The sequence below is a fragment of the Cytobacillus sp. IB215665 genome (assembly GCF_033963835.1).
Lineage (GTDB): Bacteria > Bacillota > Bacilli > Bacillales > SM2101 > Nanhaiella.
Window position 1 is genome coordinate 1 of the sequence record NZ_JAXBME010000026.1, and the last position, 19,090, is coordinate 19,090.

The following is a 19,090-nucleotide window of genomic DNA, read 5'->3' on the forward strand; positions in this document are numbered from 1 at the left end:
ATTATATCATCTTAAATCTATTATGATTTCTTAAAATGTATTGACTTATATTAGCTGGTATTGATGAAGGGCTGTTTTCGATAGATTGTTGCTTTTCATACGAATAAATAAACACGATTTCCTACCATCTTTTCTTCCGTAAAACGATGGCTGTTAAGCAAAACAATATCTTTATCTTCTAGTATAGAAACTATAGTAGCAAAGTTTACAAATAGAGGCATTTGTTATTAGTTATCTGGACATTAAGAAACTGCTCACTTAAGCTGAATAAACTTATTCTTCACTTGGTCTTGCCACTTCTTTTGTTACTTTCACTTCCCAAGAAATAATTGTTGTACTATCTATCACATTATTTCCCTTAATAGTTTGTAATAATTTTAGAATTCCTTTATCAATTTGCTGACTTTTCATTACATTATAAATCTCTTTCGGAGAAGAGTAAGGTTCTTTAGGACATTCAATTAGCCCATCAGTTGTTAAAAATATACGATTCTTTCCTTTTCTTAGTTCTCTTATACCACTACTGTAACAGGGAACTACTTGGTCAAATGTGTTGACTAGTCCAACCCATTCGTATAATTGCCGTTGATTTATTTGATACTGACCAAGATTCGCAAGCTCTGGATGAAATACGTAAGAAATACAATCTCCTATAGAAAACCACCAAACATATTTATCCTTCCTTAGAACGATCAGACAAGCTGTCTCCCCCTTAACTTTTCGACAAGCAGTAAGAAACGCATCTTCTTGGAACAAGTTTAGAATTGATCCCTCTATATTTTTTAATGTCTGTTCATATGGTAAGGATAATATAAGTAGTATATCTGACTTTCTCTTTGAGAATTGCTCTAAAACTAATTCAGCACTTTCGGCTGAATTGTGTGCATCTAAAATAACAGTAAACTCCCAATTTGCTTTTTCATCTATCCAAATTAAGCAGCCATCTTCATTTTTATACTGACCTTCAAGGGAGTTACCACCGAACCGCCCTAATGATACTTGCTTAAAATTATTTACATTTATTAAGTCTACGAAATTTGCTTGGCTCCCAACCCAACTAAATTCACTAATGGAATTTCCCATATCAAATATTCTCCAAATATGCTTTTAAACGATTACACAGCCTTACAACCTCGACGTTATCACCCATAGGAGCATTTTCCCAGTCATAAACAGCTGAAGGTCCCCAATATTTTTTCGGGGTATTTGGATAACGTGGAACTATATGCATATGAAGATGAGGAACTGCATCACCTAAAACATATGAATAAACATGTTCAGCATTTTCACTTTCTATAAGAGCTTTGCTTACTTTTGCCATGACCATTCCAAATACCTGTGCTTCATCAACTGTCATATCACCAAGTGTTGGAATGTGTCGTTTTAAGTCAATCATTATATGACCTAAATAATGTGGTTTGCCATTTTGATCGATGTGACTAACATAAACATAATCATCCTCATAAATGGTTACTCCTGAAGTTTGAATATTTCCAGTATGCTTGTTGCAAATAAAACAATCTTCCACAATAATTCACCTCATAAATTCTTTTTTTATATAATAAAAATCCTACTATCTCATAAAGAGACGATAGGATTTTTATCGTGGTACCACTCTTCTTGCTTCATTTTCGTTAAACGAAACATCTTAGGACTTTGTTACGGAAGTTAACCGTATAGACTTAAATATCAATCTATCCACTCCTAGGCGAGTTGGGGATGTTATTGACTGTCTTGCACCTTCCGACAGCTCTCTATACAATAACTTATCCTTACTACTCCTAATCAAAGCGTTTATTTTATATATTTTTTTAAAATTCTATATATTGAAATCAGATTTGTCAATATTTTTCTATAAAGTTAAATTCACTCAATTCTGTTAACTTTTTTATTTTGTTGATACTTCTCACATTATCAAATGAAAGTTACGTCCTCGAGGTAGTGTTTTCTTATATAAATATAGTTGATTTCTCAGCAAGTTAGATTATGTGGCATTAAAAAACCTTGACGATTATCATCATTTAGTAATAGGTTACTTCTGCACTAATTGAATTAGGTTGCCACATGTATCATTGAAGATAGCTATTGTGACTTCACCCATTGCTGTTGGCTCCATAGAAAACTCTACGCCTTTTTCCTTTAATCGTTTGTACTCTCTTTGAATATCTGCAACACCAAACATTGTTGCTGGGATACCATCGGCAAATATCTTCTTTTGATACTCTTTTGCGGCAGGATGTTCATTCGGTTCGAGTAAAAGCTCTGTACCGTCCAGTTCATCGGGAGAAACGAGCGTTATCCACCTAAATTCTCCCACAGGAACATCCTCCTTTTTTACAAACCCAAGCTTTCCTGAATAAAAATCTAGTGCCTTGTCTTGATCTTGTACGAATATACTTGTAACAACGATTTTCATACTTTGAATCCTCCCTTGTCTACAAACAAAATGCTATTCTTGATAAAATAACACTTGATTTGATGATAATTCGATACCATTTATCCTTCTTATTACTAAATAATATGACAATAGTTTATATAGCTATACACGTTACAAACTTTATTTTTTTCCTTTCCTTCTGTATGAAACTCCCCCCATAAAAGATGTTATTATCAAAAGAAGTATTGGTATGACACTTTTGTCCAGACCTTCAATGAAGATAGCAATTATCATTCCTAAAAACATTACTCCCGATATAATAAAGTAAACTAAAGATGTGTCTATATATTCTTTAGCTGTGAATTCTTTTCTCTTAATCATAAATATCTCCTTTACAACCGTTTGCATTCATTAAAGGCTCATTTCGTAAACATTGTTGCTATTGTTATCAAATTAGTGCTAAAAAAAGTTTCTTTGTATTGTTAGGCATAGTTGTCCAGAAGAAAAGATGCCACGAACTCATTTTGTGTAAGTTTTGCTTCTTAATATGAAAACAATAATCAATTCTTTACACCGATTATTTCAAATGTTCAGTACTTAAGCAATCCCTTTTTACAGAATATGGCGTATAAAAAGATGCTTATCTTTATTTCAGATTTATAGTAAAACATGTTGAAGCAACTTATTAAATAAAAAGTACTAGTGCTAGAATTATAGCAAGAGAATCTGGAAAGGAAGTAGTTTTTATGTTAGAAAACAAAACAATAATAATGTTAATGAAGTTATCAGAGCGTAAATGTTGGGGGATGTCGATTCTGAATTATGTTGTGTTGATAGGTAGCGTGTCAGTAATAGTGTTGTACGTGTTAGACACTCCTATTAGAAAGAGTAATAGGTTTGTATGCTTTTCTTATTTCCTTAATAAGCTTTATTGATCATCATGTTTATTATAAATTAGTTGAGAAAGTCAAAGAACAAGAAGAGATCGAGTACGAGAAAAATAACCAGTAGAAAATTTAGCAAGGGCCATTAAAGGATTTTCTACCTTTCCTACAGGTTCTTTATACAGTTCTTAATAGATATAAATCAACTCTACTCTTATGTTTTATCAGAGGTCATTCGGATTAAGAGTTCAACCAGTCAATTTTGGTGCTCAGTCTTTTAATGCTATTGCTATTATTTTAGCTTTACAACATTCTTTCACCATGAATAACCATGAGTTAGTACATTCACCCTTCTAAGTATATAAAAATGTCATTATTTTCATTATAGATTTTCAAATAAAAATTCTGATATTTCTTCATTTAGGTCATGATGGAACTGCTCTCTATTAAATCCAGGTGGGTCTTGTGATGGAAGAAAAGATGAATTTGTCATTTCTTTTGGGAATGGGCTAAGAAACGAGAAATGTCCTGCATTTTGAACAATTGTATGTTGGATCGTTGTACTTTCAGGTATCCCATTCAATATAATGTCTGCATGAAAATAAGGTGTAATTTGATCTTTCTCCCCTACATACATCAAAATAGGGATGTTTATGTCTTGCAAAGCACCCTTATCTTTAAACCAGACTGAAGCTGGTGCTAACAGAATTAAAGATTTAATTCTGTAATCTGGTGTAACATTAATAAGATGAACTTTTCCATCAGAAGATTCATATGGAAAAGAGGTTGGTACTCCTCCTGTTGCAGCTAATGCTGTGTACCCTCCCATAGAATGTCCGATAACTGAGACAGAATCAGGTTTTAAAATTTTCGTGAAATTTTCATTATTAAAGAACCAATCAATCGCCATAGAAATATGCTTTGGCCTCATCGTTAGGTTATCCACAGTACCTTCAAATGTGTTGTCGTTTATATTATTAAATGGGTGCTCAATCATTCCTACAACAAATCCTTTGCGAGCCAAATGGGAAGCAATCGTTCGATAAACTAAAGGTGAACCACCGGTGCCATGAGATATTAACACCAAATTGAACATACCTTCTTGAGGTTTAGCATCACTCGAAATATTCAATTGATATGGTCCAATGTTATCCACTTTTTCGGGTATACTCGTTGGATACATAACAAATATTGAAAATGTTATATCTAATTGTTCGTCAGTAAGCTCGACTCTTCGATAGCCAGCAAACATTTCTTCATTCATAAAATTCAACTCCTATTAATATAGAATTTACTCAATGAAATATCTAAACTCCTTCTTTCCTTAAGTAAAAATAATCTATTCCACAGGTGGAATTCTTATTTAAATAAGAATTATAGAATTGTAGTTGAGTATCATTATTTAACTTAGAGCGAAACCTTTTTTATAGGAACATAAATATTATTTTGCAATAAATTTTGGGAATTTATATTACACCTCTCACTAAACTCGGTAGTACCTGCATGTTCATAAACAGAGTGTGGGAACCATTCTTCATATATTACGCGCCAAGTTTCTTGAATTGATTTACTAAAATCTGCTGGTTTTACTTTTGGTGTAGTAAAGACAGCAAACTCAGTTTCTGGAAATATTCTAGAAGTTTGACCTTCCTCGACTTGATCAAAATTATTCACTTCTGCCCCAATTATATATATAAATTCTCCAGTTTCTATATTAAAATCTGTACAAATGCCTAACTCAACCATTTTGTCACTATGAATACAATTTTTTATCTTACCGCCCAAATTTCGCTCTTTATACACCTCCCAAAAATGTGGAATTTCTTTAAAATTCCTTCGATCATCTATTGTCGTTCTTAGCTCATAACCAACCACTTTATATTCTAGTTTTTTAACAATACGAAATCCCATTTCAATTCCGCCTAAATAGGGATTATATCGACGCTGCAGTACATTTGCCTTTGGATATAATTGTGTTTTAATATTTCGTTTTCTATATTCGCTAGGTGTCATTTTAAATAATTTTTTGAAAGAACGTGTAAACGTTTCATGGGACCTAAATCCATTTTCCAAAGCAATATCAATTACTCGAATATCTGTACAGGAAATTTTATAAGCTGCTTGTACTAACCTCCTTTTTCTAACGTACTCCATTACAGATGCTCCTACCAACGTATGGAATACTCTATGAAAATGATAGATTGAAAAGTTAGCTTTATTGGCTAGTTCTTCAAGTGTTAAGTCATTTTGTAGGTTTAACTCAATATAATCAATCACTTTCTGAATCGTATAATGATATCCCATTTAAGGTCTAACTCTCCTCTCTTGTTTAATTCTATCTTTTTCAGTTTGAGATTTCTTGATGTTTTTTGCTTTTGTATATTGAAGCAGGAAATATTGAAAAGGAGTTTGTTAATTTAAGAGGGCGTTTATGTGAATTTTTTGTAAAGAGGAACAGCAATCATAAATTTCTTTTAATCTTTCGAACTAGATTTGAAAAGTACTTTAAAATATGATGATATATAAAAGTAAGGGGCTTAATGTGGGAATATACGTTTAAGCAGTTTTCTTGCTAATAGCAAGCTCCTATTACAAGAAACAGTAATTATAAATAATTTATCGGTCTTTTCTAATTTATATATATTTTTAAATAAGGGAGCTGGATATACCTTATTTATATGAGAAAGACTTCTTACCGAAGCAATGCTCCAATATTATTGACAAAGAGCATTCACCTCCATTTCATCTCCTGTAATTTGCCAGGTTCATTAGCCGGCTACTAGTCATTATCCATCATATATCTTCTCACTCTGGAGTGTTGTAATATGAACAAACATTATCCCAAACCAATCTAAGTAAGGTATTTTCACGGTCTTTCTAATCTGGTTTAGGTATCCACTCAAATATATTGTGAGACTCAAGGTTATCAATGAGATGGTTTAACCATTCATAGTACTGTAACGCTTTATTAAGCTTGTTTAAATCCTGTTCAATTACTACCTTTATTTGCTCATCAATATCAGTACTTAATAAGATATCTTCTATTTCATTTTTAGACTTCTCAATTGCTTGTATATTAATCATAGTTGCATGTCTCCACTGAATGGAAAAGTAATCTATAAAGGTCTGATACCAATCGTCTTCAACTACATATTGATCCTTTCTTGATCCTTTTTTCCACACTTTATCAACCATTTTCAAATCCATTAATGTACGAACTGAAGTACTCATACTCGTCTTACTCATACCTAGCGCTTCTTTCATCTCATCTAACGTCATAGGTTCATTTTGAAAGAATAGCAAACCATATAACCTGCCAATTGATGGAGTTACACCATATAAGGACATATTTTTTGCAATAGAATCAATTACTCGTTCTCTCGCTTTTATAAGTCTCTCTTCCTTGTCCATAACAATTCGCTCCCTATTCCAAGTTGTTGTAATTATAGACTACTCATTTATTCTTACATTGTAAAGAAACGAAATACTAAGGATTTCAAACAATATGAGAGGAATTGTAAGGTACTCTACGGTCAGTTTGTACAGTCTATTCTGTACGTAGTTTATGACGCTGTACACTCCCTTATCCGCTTTGTAATCAAACTTATGGTTGCATACAATATAAACTGTTGGGTAGAGATAAGAGAGTGGACATTTGAGATAAGAGGTGTACGAGCATGGCTCAAGAAACAATCTTAACAGTAAAAGAATTGACAAAAGTATTTGGGAAGAACTACAAAAAGGCTTTAGACATGCTAAAGGAAGGAAAATCTAAACAAGACATCCTTAAAAATACAGGTGCTACTGTTGGTGTTAATTCAGCTAATTTTGATGTATATAAAGGTGAAATTTTTGTCATTATGGGTTTATCAGGGAGTGGGAAATCAACTCTCATTCGATTGCTTAACAGACTAATTGAACCGACAAGTGGAAATATTTACATTTATAAAGATGATTTAGTAAGCATGCCTAAAGACAAATTACTAGGTATTCGTCGAAAAAAAATGAGTATGGTCTTTCAAAAATTTGCTCTCTTTCCTCATAGAACAATTTTACAAAATACAGAGTACGGTCTAGAGGTACAAGGGATAAGTAAATCTGAAAGGAAAGAAAAAGCTCTTGAGTCACTTCGACTCGTTGGACTAGAAGGATATGAGAATCAATACCCTTCTCAATTGAGCGGTGGAATGCAACAACGTGTAGGCTTAGCTCGTGCTTTAGCAAATGATCCAGATATTCTCTTAATGGATGAAGCTTTCAGTGCGCTTGACCCTTTAATTAGAAAAGAGATGCAGGACGAGCTTTTAAGCTTACAATCTAGCATGAATAAAACCATTATATTCATTACTCATGACTTAGATGAGGCTTTACGTATTGGTGACAGAATAGCTCTGATGAAAGATGGGAATATTGTTCAAATTGGTTCTCCAGAGGAAATTCTAATGAATCCAGCCAATCGATATGTTGAACGATTTGTCGAGGATGTTGATCTATCTAAAGTTCTTACAGCAGGACATGTGATGAAGTCACCTGAAACGGTTCAACTAGATAAAGGTCCTCGTGTTGCTCTACAACTAATGAAAGATAGGAGCATTTCCACAATCTTTGTTGTAGATAAAAAGAAACATTTACTTGGCGTTGTCACAGCTGATGCAGCCCTAAAAGCAATTGAAAAAAATCAGCATCTCGAGGACATTTTAATAAAGGATATTTCTACTGTATCTAAAGAGACGCTACTAACTAATGTGTTGGAGCTTATGGCTACAACTACCTTACCTATGGCTGTCGTAAACGAGGAGAATGTTATATCTGGCATTCTTATCCGAGGAGCAGTCCTTGGAGGACTTGCAGGTAACGATGAACACATAAACAGTGAGAACTAGCTTTTATAAGGAGGCGATTGCCTATGAAAATGCCTAGATTGCCTTTAGCTGATTGGGTAGATGTAACAGTCGAATGGCTAACCAATCATTTCGAAGGTTTTTTTGAATCTCTATCAGAAGGGCTAGAATGGCTTGTGGATGCAATTGTACAAGTACTTGAACTAGACTTCGTAAATATTGGAGGAAATGAAGCTATAAGTACCTTCCTCCTCATGCTCATTTTTACTTTATTTGCATGGAAAATTGGAAACTGGAAACTAGGGATATTTACTTTATTTGGACTATTACTTATTGATAACTTAGGATATTGGGCTGAGATGTTGGAAACTCTCTCTCTCGTCCTCACATCTGTTGCGATCTCCATCATCGTTGGGATTCCCATAGGAATTTGGGCCTCGCAAAACAATACAGTAAATAGAGTTATTACCCCAATATTAGATTTAATGCAAACGATGCCTGCATTTGTATATTTAATACCTGCTATATTTTTCTTTAATATTGGTGTGGTCCCAGGGATTGTGGCTTCTGTTATTTTTGCTATGCCACCTGCCATTCGACTAACTACTCTAGGAATTAAGCAGGTTCCAAATGATTTAATTGAAGCCACACACGCCTTTGGTTCTACTACAAGGCAACGATTATTGAAAGTACAATTACCATTAGCAATGCCAACCATCATGGCGGGAGTGAATCAGAGTATCATGTTATCTTTGTCAATGGTTGTCATTTCTTCGATGGTAGGAGCTCCCGGATTAGGAGCTGAAGTCTATCGAGCTGTTACACAAATTCAAACAGGGATGGGCTTTGAAGCAGGAATATCTATTGTTATTATTGCTATTATTCTTGATAGATTAACCCAAAATATAGGAAAAAACAAACAAGGAGGAAGAATGTAATGTTTAAAAAATGGTCTCTATTTTTACTAGCTGTTACCGTGATCGCAAGCTTAGCCGCTTGTGGAGGTGCAGATGACAAAGATAAAACTGAAGAGAATGCAGCATCTTCAGTAGGAGAAAGTGTTGACTTTGAAATTGTGGGTATTGATCCAGGAGCTGGATTGATGAAATCCACAGCTGAGGTAATTGAGCAATATGAACTTGAAAACTGGGATTTAATTGAAGGCTCTGGGGCAGCCATGACCGCCGCTTTGAAAAAAGCTTACGAAAAAGAAGAACCTATCATCGTCACTGGTTGGACACCACATTGGAAGTTTTCTAAGTTTGATCTAAAATACCTAGAAGACCCTAAGGGAATATTTGGTGAAGCTGAATCTATTCATACAATTGTAAGAACTGGCCTTAAAGAAGATCATCCAGTTGCTTACCAAATTCTTGACCAATTTAATTGGACTTCAGAAGATATGGAAAACGTAATGGTGATGATTGAGGAAGGTATGAAACCAGAGGAAGCTGCATCTAAATGGGTTGAGGAAAATAAAGAAAATGTAGAAAAATGGACTGAGGGTATAAAACCTGTTGATGGTGATGAAATTGAGATTGCCTATGTTGCTTGGGCTAGTGAAATTGCTAGTACCAATGTTGTTAGTAAAGTTTTATCCGATGCAGGGTATGATGTAACCTTACGTCAAGTGGAAGCTGGACCTATGTGGACGGGTGTTGCAGATGGTAGTGTAGATGCTCATGTAGCTGGATGGTTACCATCAACTCATGAGGACTACTACAATAAGTATGAAGGTGACTTCGAAGATTTAGGAGCAAATCTAGAGGGAACGAAAATTGGGCTAGTTGTACCTGCCTACATGGATATTGATTCTATTGAAGATTTAAAAAAATAAGAAATAATGTACCACTATACTAAGTGAAAGAGGCTGTCCAATAAGTCCTCATAAAAGTAAAGCATCTAATGAAAAATAAATTATTTTCCATTAGATGCTTTTGTGTTCGTAAATGTTTCATGAAAGTAATAGGAAAAAGAGGTTAATTTTAGAGGTCTTCTAGTGGAAAATTTCGATTATAACTAAAGAAACAAATTAAGTTCAAAAGCAAAGCTTCAATTATTCAATGTGGATATTTAAATTACATAGGTTAAGAGCTGCCACATCCTCTCCTTATAACTTCGACATCTTTGTTCAATAAACTATGAACTAATAGAATACTTATTTCTGTAAAGAAATGTACCTTAATATAATTAAAGACGCTTTTCAGTATAAAGTTGAGTAGAATGGAGTCTTTCTACTTTTCGGAAAATTGTACTCCATCCCCTCGCAGAACCGTGCTTGCACTATTAATGCACACGGCTCCTCCTAATCATCATTCACAGATTATAGCTAATATCTTTTCTTAAATCATATATATTCACTTTAATTCTTGGTGAAGGTAGTGGATATTTATCATGAAATATCCTGAATTTATCCCGCGTAAAAAATTTCCTTTGACTTCTTCTATTGAGCCATTTAAAGAGTAATTTCTCGATTTTGTCTTTGAAACTGCTAACATTTATGGTGTTATCGGTAATGCAATAATAGTTGTAATTTCCTGTAAGTGAGCGTCTAAATCTATCCATGATTATATGAATACCTTTATTTCTATTCTTCTTCAACCATTCTTTAGACACTTTCAATTTACTTTGTACTTTCTTCCGACTTGATTTCCGTTTCACCCTAAATTTCCCGTGTTTACTTTTACTGCAATAGTGAGTAAATCCTAGAAAATCAAAGGTTGCAGGTTTACATTTCCGTATTGTCCCCTTATCAATTCTGATAATTTACATGTATTGTATTTTATGGAATTTATAAACGGTTTTTATAGAAAATTCAATTTTCTTATGCTATTCAACTTTTTCTCTCTTCTCTTCATTAAAGGAATTAGATCAACCTAATTCCTTTTCAAGTAAGATAGCTATTTCTCAATCACCAATTTAACAAATTCAAATTTATAGACTCATCCATAGAGAAAGGCGCTGTATTGATTTATTTGAAAAACTTTCTTTTATAATGTGATCATAGATTTCATCAAATAGTTATTTGTTTTAAAGTTCTAGTTGGTATTTTTGATTAACTAAGAATGGACAGAAAGAATTGAGGTTATTAATGTATAATGCGTGCAATAATAAATGCAAAGTTAACTTTCGTTTAAGGAGCTGGTTATGAACAAATGGGTGCAATAGACCGGAATGGATATAGATTTGAGCCTGAATATAGTTTAATTGAGAAAAATGGAGCAATTCACGTATATAACATGGGGGAGCTTGTTGATGAAGTAAAATTCTCCTTTTCTGGTAAATATCCAGAGCTTGATCAAATTGAACAGCTAGTTGATGAATATTGTGAAGAGCGGGGAATCTGATTACCTTACATTGTTTCTTCTACCTTGCGTTTCACTTGCCCAATTCATTTAAAAATGCGCATTTCTTTCTCTAGAAATGCGCTATGTAGTGGAACGAATCACTGGCAACTATTACATTATGTAGCTATAAGATTACGGATCAATGAAATTGATTCTACTTTCTCCGTTATTTCCAAGCATAACGGTATGTGATCATTCCTTAATTGGATGTCATATCGGTTTATAATGTAATACATACTATGTACTTGCACCTGTGTATCAAATTCTAAAGAATAGATACTTGACTTTAAAATGCATATTGATACAAACCATAATAAAGAGGAATACTGATTAATATGCCAAAAATACTTTCTATAATTGATGGTTTTTTTATATAACCTGGAGGAAAAACCATTCCTGTTATCCCCCATATTAATGCACATACAAATATTATCATCCAAATAAAAGGGGTTAACATTTGAATATTATATACATAGCCAAATAGCCCAATAAAAGTGATAATGTGCATTACTAAATCAAGTTTTTGCCTTTTTGTTTTAAGCTTCTCCACGTATAAAAAAACAATCATTGAAGCTGCTAGAAAGATCAAATAAATTGACCACATTACTGTAGCAAACATACTTTCCTCCATTATATGAATAGTTTGCTAAATCTTATAATATTAAAATTAAATTGTCATTACTAAATATTTGGTAATAAATATACATATTAATAAACAAAACATTTTAGAAATAGTATAGAAGTAAAAAAAAATCCATGCTAACTTCTTTAATGGGAAACGCTAATCTCTATTTTAGATTAGCGCCAGATTGTTCGTAAGCATCCATCATATTTCCATACCTAATGTGTTTCTTTTGTAACTAGCTGATGGGTATATAGATTTCCACTTCTTCACCGTTTTCTACAGGATGATAAGTTTCTATTATGTATGAACTTTGCTTATTATGATACCCTTGTTCTTTCGCCCATTCTCCTAATTTAGAATGAAGTTCACCGACTTCCATTATACTCCCTCTCGTTACAACGAATTCATCCTTTACTTCAATATATTCCATGTCTGAAGGAAGTTCTGTTATAAAATCCGACACAATAATTCCTACATAATATTCTCCTTCAAGATGGTCATCGCCCTTTTTAGGCTCGAAGAGGGCTATTTCTGTTCCAGTGTGGTTCGAGATTTCGTCTACCCTACTCATAAATTTCTGAGCATTCATCGGTACTTCATTACCAAAGTTTTTGAATTCTCCTTTATTTTTCATTCCGACAATTTTAAATGTTTTTTCAAGCTTTTTAAATTCCATATTTTCTCCCCCTGATTATATAATTCTAGAGTCCATTTACTGGTATTAGGTAATAATAGGTTTTTATTACCATATGAATATCCTAAACCTTGAAGTTAGTTTAATGTCAAAAGTTTTTTTCATATATTTTATAAAATGTATTTGTCTTTAAAAATAATAGGGTAACTTCTGTTAACGAATCCTGCACAAAAACTAATTTTTGTTAACTATATATTTGACTATCTTTGTCATTCATTATTTATCAAAATTTCCATTTTGTTATCATACGTATAACCCTTAGGAATGTAAAGAGCTAATTACTCCTCATGTATAATTAGATTAATTTGGGCATATCAATTGTTAAAACTATTTTAACTTATTAAATTCATTTTCAAAGAAACAATGGAGCAAAGAAGTACCTATATAAAATATATATCCTTGTACCATGATCACTACTTTTATTTAAAGTTTAGCCATAGGTAAACTATATTTGTTAATCAAGGGGTGGAAAAATGAAGGAATATATTATAGAAATAGAAAATTTAGTAAAAGAATTGGATGAACAAAAGAAAAAGAAACTTAAGATTGATGTATTGATGCGAATGCTAAACATGCTTAAAGATGAACCTAATCATAAATTATTGAGTGATTTTGATGAATTAAAGAAACTTCTAACAGAAGTCATACAACATTACAATAAAACCAAAATTAAAGTGTATAGACAATATTTTCACAACATCCAGGAGGCTGTTGAAAAAGAATTCGGGTATGTCGAAAAAGGAGCTTTAATAGGACGTTATGTAGGTATATGGATTGCCATGGGCAGCGGTATTGGATTGATTATGGGAATGATTATAGGATCGGGAATAGATAATATTGGAGTCGGTGTAGCTCTAGGTCCAGGTTTTGGAACAGCTATAGGTATTGTTATCGGTTCTGGGATTATTGGGACTAGTAAAGAGAAAGAAGCTGATAGTAAGGGTTTGACATATTGATTATGGAATGGAATTTAATATTATTAGCTAGAAAGTTCATTTCATCGTTATTCATTTCCATAAACCTCTTTTTGTCTGAAAAAAGGTGGGATTCTCCTATTCAACCTAAGACTTTTTTTGTTGTCTTTCAGATACAATACCTATAGCTATTGTTCTTGAATAGTTTTCTGCGCCAATAACTAGGGTTATTTCCTAGTTTTTCAACAAATGATGTAGAAGGAAGTAATAGCCATTAATACTAAAATGACATCTAACGTTTTCTTCAACATAACTTTACCCTCTCTTTCTCCATTAAATTTAGCTTTAAATTTCCTCACAATATCATATATACATTCATTTATTTTACAAATTCAATTTTCAAGAAAAGTCCTCTTACGTTTAATTAAGAATAATTACTTGTAAATTATTGTCCAATAACGATAACTTTTTAATCTTAAAAATAACGAGCAAAGATGTGTTGTTTAGACAAATCTTTCAAATTAATTAGTAACCACTTTCTTTCTCCAAAGACAGGGGCAAAGTTGACTAAGGGCTTTCTTAATATAACTTTGTTTCGAATAAAAACTATGTTTTAATAAAATTGGAATCAATCATCAACAATTGAGGTGAAAGAAGAATGGAAAAAATATTTTACGGAACAAACCAAAATCAATTTGGTGAACTACTTCTTCCTGAAGGTGAAGGACCTCATCCTGTCGCCATTGTCATTCACGGTGGATTCTGGCGAAAACGAGTCACTCTTGAGAGAATGAGAAAAGCTGCTCAGGATTTAACAGCAAGCGGGATCGCAACATGGAACATTGAATACCGTCGCACTGGTCAAGAAGGTGGAGGTTGGCCAGGTACATTAATTGATGCTGCGAATGCGAGTGACTACATACGTACCCTTTCAAAATCTTATCCACTCGACCTGAATAAAGTTGTCACAGTTGGTCACTCCGCTGGTGGTCATCTCGCGACCTGGATTGCTGCACGCCATCGTATTGCAAGGGATAGCGAGCTTTTCATCGAAGACCCTATCTCTATTCGCGGTACTGTTAGCCTTGCCGGAGTGAACGACCTTGAAATGATGCATGGTGTGCATCATTATCGTGACATGGTGCTATCTCGCGAACCAGATAATCCAACAGCTGAATTAATTGGGGGGTCGCCACAGGAATATCCAACGCGCTACAAACATGCTTCTCCTGTTGAACTTCTTCCAATCGGTGTCCACCAGACACTTATTCATGGTGCACTTGATATCCACGTACCGATCGGAATTAGTGATCACTTTCACCGTGAAGCAGAAAGTGCAGGAGATAGTGTAAAATATGTTAACCTTCTTACTGCAGAACATCTCATGTTGACAAATACTACCTCTTCCGCCTGGCAAACAGTCAAAGAAGAGATTCTGTTACTAGTCAACAATTAAGAAATCGGCAACGCTTCTACCGAATTGCAACACAATGTATGATGCCAGGGAGTATTATACATTGTGCAACATTCGAGCAGGTACCATAATGGCGGAGTTATCATAAATTCTTCTTTGAAAGCTTAAATTTTCTCTATCTATAGAAGAATCATACCTAATTAGAAAAATCCTGACCCTAATAGGTATGATCCCTTTTATAGAAGTACTTCCAATATGTTCGATTCCAACAATGTTATCACCTAGAACATTAAGAATTCTATTTTTTCATATCCAAATTGATTTACCCAATTTGGTTTATAATTACTAAGAACAACAATTAGTTTTGTCATATTTATTCCACCTATGAAAATATTACTTCTTTATTTAATACTTATAATTCCTAAAATGATTTGTTGCTTACAACAACTTTCTGGTGTATACAAAAACACGATGATTTTAAGGTCATCGCGTCATAAAGCTGAAGATTATGGCATTATTTTTTGTGTGGTCCCGAGTATAACCTTATGTTCTTGAAACTCATCAATACTTGTGTAATCTTTGATTTTGGATTATGAAAATGATAGATTCTCGTTTTATTCACGTTCTCACTTCTGTTTCGAAGTACTTCAGCAAGCTGATTAGCCATTGTTGTCTTGCCAAATGCCGTAACCTATACGAATAAGGTAATTCATTTTCTACTCAATATGCTAATTACTCGCTCAGTCAGCTGTTTGCTACCAATTATTTAAAATCCATCTTATGTTTATACCAATTTCCACAAAGGGGATTTTCGAACCCATAGAAAGATTAATAGACTAAAAATACAAGCAAGTAAAAATACTGCCGAAGCGCTTCTATTGTTGTATACGTAGATTATGTAATGGTTTACGATTAGCAAAGTGTTTTTCTATAGAACGAAGTACTTCTTCGTTACCTGGTAATGAAACTGTTTCAAATGCTTCCTTGAAGGAAACCCATTTATAATCACTATGCTCATAGTTTAAACTTACCTTTTGTGTTTCATCCACATAACCTATGAAGACCGGAGCAATATAAATGTAATTTTCTTGAGGTGAATAAATTTGATCAAATAGATTCGATGTATAGAGTGAATTACAAGTAATCCCTGTTTCCTCTTCAATTTCTCTGAGAGCAGCTTCCCACGCTTTTTCTCCTTCTTCTATACTACCACCTATGTAACACCAAACATCTTGTAAAACTGCTGTATCACGTTTAAGCAATAGAACTTTGTAATCTGCTCCAACTCTTTTTAATAATACAGCCGCAACACCTGTACATCTTAACGGTACTTCTACATTAACCAACACAACACCCCCTTATCTTGTTTTTATAGCTTTTTTTGACAATCAAAATTTGATTCTCCTCCCTCTCTAATAAGAACTTTGAACCCAATTCTGAAACACAAGATTGAATATCTATAATTACGGACCCTTTACTGAAAATCAGGTAAACTATACTAAAAAGTATTAATCATTTGTTTTATGGCATTAATGACAATTTTCGGGTTATCTTTATGTATATAATGAGTGCTATTCTCAGCATTGATAAAATCACTGTTTGAAGATATATCAAGAATTTCTCTTTGCATTCCATTCCACAATTCCTGAGATTTTTTGGAGTAATGATCTTTTTTTCCTGCTGACAGAACAGTTAAAGGTACATTTAATTTCATTTTGGATTCTTTTAGCTGTTTTAAGCTTTCCATAAATTCATCATAATTACCTTCATAAATAAATTGGTTATTATATGATTCTTGAAACTCCTTGGACATGGTTGGAAGAAACTTTTCTCTATAATTCTCTGGAGTAGAGTCAATTAAAATTAATCCACAAACCTCGTTAGGATATTTAGTAGCATAAATCCGTGCGTTTACTCCGCCAAATGAATGACCTATTAATATATAAGGCGGTTTTATTTTCACTTGATTTATTAGTTCTTTTAGTTCTTTTACCATCTCTCTACTTGTTCTTGGATTAGAACTTTTTTCACTTTCCCCTAATCCAGCTCTATCGTATATAAGTACTTCAGTTAGCTTCGAAACTTCTTGGATTATAGAGTCCCAAGTTTTTGATGATTCTCCATACCCTGATTCCATTACAATAGTTGGTTTATCTTTTTTCTGCCCAAACAATTGTGCAAATAGTTTATAATCACCAATTTGCACAAATACAGCTTTTTCCATCCAGCCCTTCCTCTCACAAATTATTAGTTTCTTAATACAAGGAAAATTTAATAAAATATGTTGACCTATCCTTAAACATGTATGATTCAGTGTTGATCATTTCATTATTACAAACTAGAATTTGACAGCCTACTTTGTTGAAATGTTACGATAAACTATTATATTAATTGTATTTACTATAATAGTAACGATGAGAAAAGTTGCGGAATAAAACTCAACAGGGTACATTGTGCCCGTAAGAGCTCGACAATCCGCAACTACTACCTTATGGTAGGTCAAACAGCAGAACGGTATGTTTTCCAAATGCTATCCTTTGTCTCTTTTCAAGAAGATTCCTTGAAAGCAACTTACTCATCAATTGGTATTCTAAGATGAATTCTATTATTGAAAAGCTATGAATTTATTTACGGGAGTAGTCTACCTATTTTTAGTTAATCGACAGTTGTGGTTTAACTTGTCCTTTTTCATGTGATAAAGACCAGTCATGTGTCACATTCCTTTTAAATATTTTTTTAAAAGAAGGTTTCCATTCTGATAAATCCTGATAAACAAACGTTATATTGTCACATATTTTGTTTGCAACTTCGTACATATGTTTTATATCATTAGCCACAAATAATATATATCCTTTACGCTGAGTACTGTCTACAATAGCTGGTATAGTGTCGCCCTCTTTTACTAATAGATCAATTAATACGACCTCAGATATGTTAGCTAACCCTTTATACTTAATTTCTTTTAAGCAACCTGGTTTTGGAATCAAACTTAAAGACATAGCTTGACATTTAGAAGGTACACATCTATATTCATCGATAGTTTTAGTTGCTAACGCATCATAATAGTATCCAAATTGAGATATCCCGGTTGTTAATTCTACCATTCTCCAAATGTTTCCTCCACCTATTCTGACTTGAGACTCTATGATTATTGGGTTATTTTGTTTGTCTATCTTTACCTCTGTATGAGTAATGCCGTCTTCCAGCTGCATGTCGTCCAAAAATAGCATTACTTTCTCAATGATTAATTTTTTTTGAAATTCATCTATAGGTGCCGGCATAATAGTATAGTTTATTAAAAACGTATCTTCTTTAAATATTTCAGCCGATATAGCTAGTATAGAATGTTTTTTGTTATAAGAAACGGCTTCGACCGTATAAACCACGTCACCTTCAACGTACTCTTCCACTAAAGTAGGTAGCTGAATACCGTTATCTTTAATAAATACCTCTACGTCATCTCCTATGTCTAGCTTAGATACCTCTTTACCACCTACACCAATCAGGGGCTTTATTATAATACTATCTTTTTTGCTCAAAAATTCATCAATATCTTTTATATTGTTGCAAACTATTGAATCTATCGAAAAGTCCTTGCCTGCTAGAATTTCACGCATCATGTCTTTATTACGGGTTATCATATTAGCGTTAAAAGAAGCTCCTTTAACATCAAAAATCTTTGCAATTATAGAAGCTGTATCTAAGGCCGTTTCGTTGAAAGATACGACCATATCAAACTGATTCTCTGTGTACAATTCTTCAGCATAGTATACACATACTGGTATGTTTGTTGTGTCTATTTCTTTTTTATAGAAACACTTTTCTAAGATCGTTCCATCGAAATATATGTGTTTAGTGTAAGACCCTATATACGAAACACTATACCCCCTGTCTAAAGCATCTTGTATAGGCTTTGTCCATCCCCCTACAAATAAAATGTGTGGTGTATTTTCTATGTCAGTTCCTTTTAATATCTTATTCATCATAATCATCT

The 19,090-nt window shown here is 33.3% G+C and carries 18 protein-coding genes and 1 other annotated feature; of the genes, 6 read left to right on the forward strand and 12 right to left on the reverse strand.

Annotated elements, in window-relative coordinates; all coding sequences use genetic code 11:
• Positions 1–273: 273 nt before the first annotated feature.
• The 7 genes from SLH52_RS21325 to SLH52_RS21355 all read right to left on the reverse strand — a co-directional run bounded on the left by SLH52_RS21325 (position 274) and on the right by SLH52_RS21355 (position 6,672).
• Complete coding sequence (locus tag SLH52_RS21325) at positions 274–1,083, reverse strand: protein phosphatase 2C domain-containing protein (protein ID WP_320211219.1); 810 nt, start codon at positions 1,081–1,083, stop codon at positions 274–276.
• Position 1,084: 1 nt separating this feature from the next.
• Entirely contained in the window at positions 1,085–1,528 is a 444-nt protein-coding gene (locus tag SLH52_RS21330; RefSeq protein WP_320211220.1) for an HIT family protein, read from the reverse strand.
• Between the two features lie 53 nt (positions 1,529–1,581).
• Positions 1,582–1,798 (reverse strand) — a binding site (T-box leader).
• Between the two features lie 234 nt (positions 1,799–2,032).
• Positions 2,033–2,416: a VOC family protein gene (locus tag SLH52_RS21335; protein ID WP_320211221.1), complete on the reverse strand. Its 384-nt coding sequence runs from the start codon at positions 2,414–2,416 to the stop codon at positions 2,033–2,035.
• A gap of 141 nt (positions 2,417–2,557) precedes the next feature.
• Entirely contained in the window at positions 2,558–2,758 is a 201-nt protein-coding gene (locus SLH52_RS21340) for a hypothetical protein (protein WP_320211222.1), read from the reverse strand.
• An 885-nt stretch (positions 2,759–3,643) separates the two neighbouring features.
• Positions 3,644–4,525 (reverse strand): alpha/beta hydrolase family protein, encoded by an 882-nt coding sequence (locus SLH52_RS21345; protein ID WP_320211223.1) that lies wholly within the window; start codon positions 4,523–4,525, stop codon positions 3,644–3,646.
• A gap of 143 nt (positions 4,526–4,668) precedes the next feature.
• Positions 4,669–5,565: an AraC family transcriptional regulator gene (locus SLH52_RS21350; RefSeq protein WP_320211224.1), complete on the reverse strand. Its 897-nt coding sequence runs from the start codon at positions 5,563–5,565 to the stop codon at positions 4,669–4,671.
• Positions 5,566–6,138: 573 nt separating this feature from the next.
• On the reverse strand, positions 6,139–6,672 hold the full coding sequence (locus tag SLH52_RS21355; RefSeq protein WP_320211225.1) for a GbsR/MarR family transcriptional regulator: 534 nt from the start codon (positions 6,670–6,672) through the stop codon (positions 6,139–6,141).
• A gap of 266 nt (positions 6,673–6,938) precedes the next feature.
• Here SLH52_RS21355 and SLH52_RS21360 point away from each other — a divergent pair, with 266 nt between their 5' ends.
• From SLH52_RS21360 to SLH52_RS21375, 4 genes are all read left to right on the forward strand, one after another.
• Positions 6,939–8,144, forward strand: a complete 1,206-nt coding sequence (locus tag SLH52_RS21360) for a glycine betaine/L-proline ABC transporter ATP-binding protein (protein ID WP_320211226.1) — start codon at positions 6,939–6,941, stop codon at positions 8,142–8,144.
• A gap of 23 nt (positions 8,145–8,167) precedes the next feature.
• The gene (locus SLH52_RS21365; RefSeq protein WP_320211227.1) at positions 8,168–9,040 is read left to right on the forward strand and encodes a proline/glycine betaine ABC transporter permease; all 873 of its coding nucleotides are present in this window, start codon (positions 8,168–8,170) and stop codon (positions 9,038–9,040) included.
• Positions 9,040–9,939, forward strand: a complete 900-nt coding sequence (locus SLH52_RS21370) for a glycine betaine ABC transporter substrate-binding protein (RefSeq protein ID WP_320211228.1) — start codon at positions 9,040–9,042, stop codon at positions 9,937–9,939. The genes SLH52_RS21365 and SLH52_RS21370 overlap by 1 nt, the downstream gene beginning before the upstream one ends.
• A gap of 1,318 nt (positions 9,940–11,257) precedes the next feature.
• Complete coding sequence (locus tag SLH52_RS21375; RefSeq protein ID WP_320211229.1) at positions 11,258–11,449, forward strand: YbxH family protein; 192 nt, start codon at positions 11,258–11,260, stop codon at positions 11,447–11,449.
• A 286-nt stretch (positions 11,450–11,735) separates the two neighbouring features.
• Here the strand turns inward: SLH52_RS21375 and SLH52_RS21380 are convergent, their stop codons facing one another.
• Both SLH52_RS21380 and SLH52_RS21385 read right to left on the reverse strand, forming a co-directional pair.
• The gene (locus tag SLH52_RS21380) at positions 11,736–12,068 is read right to left on the reverse strand and encodes a hypothetical protein (protein WP_320211230.1); all 333 of its coding nucleotides are present in this window, start codon (positions 12,066–12,068) and stop codon (positions 11,736–11,738) included.
• 241 nt (positions 12,069–12,309) lie between these two features.
• The gene (locus SLH52_RS21385) at positions 12,310–12,750 is read right to left on the reverse strand and encodes a GyrI-like domain-containing protein (protein WP_320211231.1); all 441 of its coding nucleotides are present in this window, start codon (positions 12,748–12,750) and stop codon (positions 12,310–12,312) included.
• 491 nt (positions 12,751–13,241) lie between these two features.
• Between SLH52_RS21385 and SLH52_RS21390 the strand changes: the two genes are divergently transcribed.
• Together SLH52_RS21390 and SLH52_RS21395 are read left to right on the forward strand one after the other, a co-directional pair.
• Positions 13,242–13,724 carry a hypothetical protein gene (locus SLH52_RS21390; RefSeq protein WP_320211232.1) on the forward strand — a complete coding sequence of 161 codons (483 nt, stop codon included), beginning with the start codon at positions 13,242–13,244 and terminating at the stop codon, positions 13,722–13,724.
• A gap of 616 nt (positions 13,725–14,340) precedes the next feature.
• Positions 14,341–15,138 carry an alpha/beta hydrolase gene (locus SLH52_RS21395; RefSeq protein ID WP_320211233.1) on the forward strand — a complete coding sequence of 266 codons (798 nt, stop codon included), beginning with the start codon at positions 14,341–14,343 and terminating at the stop codon, positions 15,136–15,138.
• 833 nt (positions 15,139–15,971) lie between these two features.
• Here SLH52_RS21395 and SLH52_RS21400 read toward each other — a convergent pair.
• From SLH52_RS21400 to SLH52_RS21410, 3 genes are all read right to left on the reverse strand, one after another.
• The gene (locus SLH52_RS21400; RefSeq protein ID WP_320211234.1) at positions 15,972–16,445 is read right to left on the reverse strand and encodes an NUDIX hydrolase; all 474 of its coding nucleotides are present in this window, start codon (positions 16,443–16,445) and stop codon (positions 15,972–15,974) included.
• A gap of 149 nt (positions 16,446–16,594) precedes the next feature.
• Positions 16,595–17,320, reverse strand: a complete 726-nt coding sequence (locus SLH52_RS21405; protein WP_320211235.1) for an alpha/beta fold hydrolase — start codon at positions 17,318–17,320, stop codon at positions 16,595–16,597.
• 427 nt (positions 17,321–17,747) lie between these two features.
• Positions 17,748–19,079, reverse strand: coding sequence for an ATP-grasp domain-containing protein (locus SLH52_RS21410; protein WP_320211236.1), 1,332 nt, complete (start codon positions 19,077–19,079; stop codon positions 17,748–17,750).
• Positions 19,080–19,090 lie beyond the last annotated feature (11 nt).

Coding starts and splice junctions, on each gene's coding strand:
- SLH52_RS21325 (WP_320211219.1), bottom strand. CDS start 1,083: ATGGGAAATTCCATTAGTGAATTTAGTTGGGTTGGGAGCCAAGCAAAT.
- SLH52_RS21335 (WP_320211221.1), bottom strand. CDS start 2,416: ATGAAAATCGTTGTTACAAGTATATTCGTACAAGATCAAGACAAGGCA.
- SLH52_RS21340 (WP_320211222.1), bottom strand. CDS start 2,758: ATGATTAAGAGAAAAGAATTCACAGCTAAAGAATATATAGACACATCT.
- SLH52_RS21345 (WP_320211223.1), bottom strand. CDS start 4,525: ATGAATGAAGAAATGTTTGCTGGCTATCGAAGAGTCGAGCTTACTGAC.
- SLH52_RS21350 (WP_320211224.1), bottom strand. CDS start 5,565: ATGGGATATCATTATACGATTCAGAAAGTGATTGATTATATTGAGTTA.
- SLH52_RS21355 (WP_320211225.1), bottom strand. CDS start 6,672: ATGGACAAGGAAGAGAGACTTATAAAAGCGAGAGAACGAGTAATTGAT.
- SLH52_RS21360 (WP_320211226.1), top strand. CDS start 6,939: ATGGCTCAAGAAACAATCTTAACAGTAAAAGAATTGACAAAAGTATTT.
- SLH52_RS21365 (WP_320211227.1), top strand. CDS start 8,168: ATGAAAATGCCTAGATTGCCTTTAGCTGATTGGGTAGATGTAACAGTC.
- SLH52_RS21370 (WP_320211228.1), top strand. CDS start 9,040: ATGTTTAAAAAATGGTCTCTATTTTTACTAGCTGTTACCGTGATCGCA.
- SLH52_RS21375 (WP_320211229.1), top strand. CDS start 11,258: ATGGGTGCAATAGACCGGAATGGATATAGATTTGAGCCTGAATATAGT.
- SLH52_RS21380 (WP_320211230.1), bottom strand. CDS start 12,068: ATGTTTGCTACAGTAATGTGGTCAATTTATTTGATCTTTCTAGCAGCT.
- SLH52_RS21385 (WP_320211231.1), bottom strand. CDS start 12,750: ATGGAATTTAAAAAGCTTGAAAAAACATTTAAAATTGTCGGAATGAAA.
- SLH52_RS21390 (WP_320211232.1), top strand. CDS start 13,242: ATGAAGGAATATATTATAGAAATAGAAAATTTAGTAAAAGAATTGGAT.
- SLH52_RS21395 (WP_320211233.1), top strand. CDS start 14,341: ATGGAAAAAATATTTTACGGAACAAACCAAAATCAATTTGGTGAACTA.
- SLH52_RS21405 (WP_320211235.1), bottom strand. CDS start 17,320: ATGGAAAAAGCTGTATTTGTGCAAATTGGTGATTATAAACTATTTGCA.
- SLH52_RS21410 (WP_320211236.1), bottom strand. CDS start 19,079: ATGAATAAGATATTAAAAGGAACTGACATAGAAAATACACCACACATT.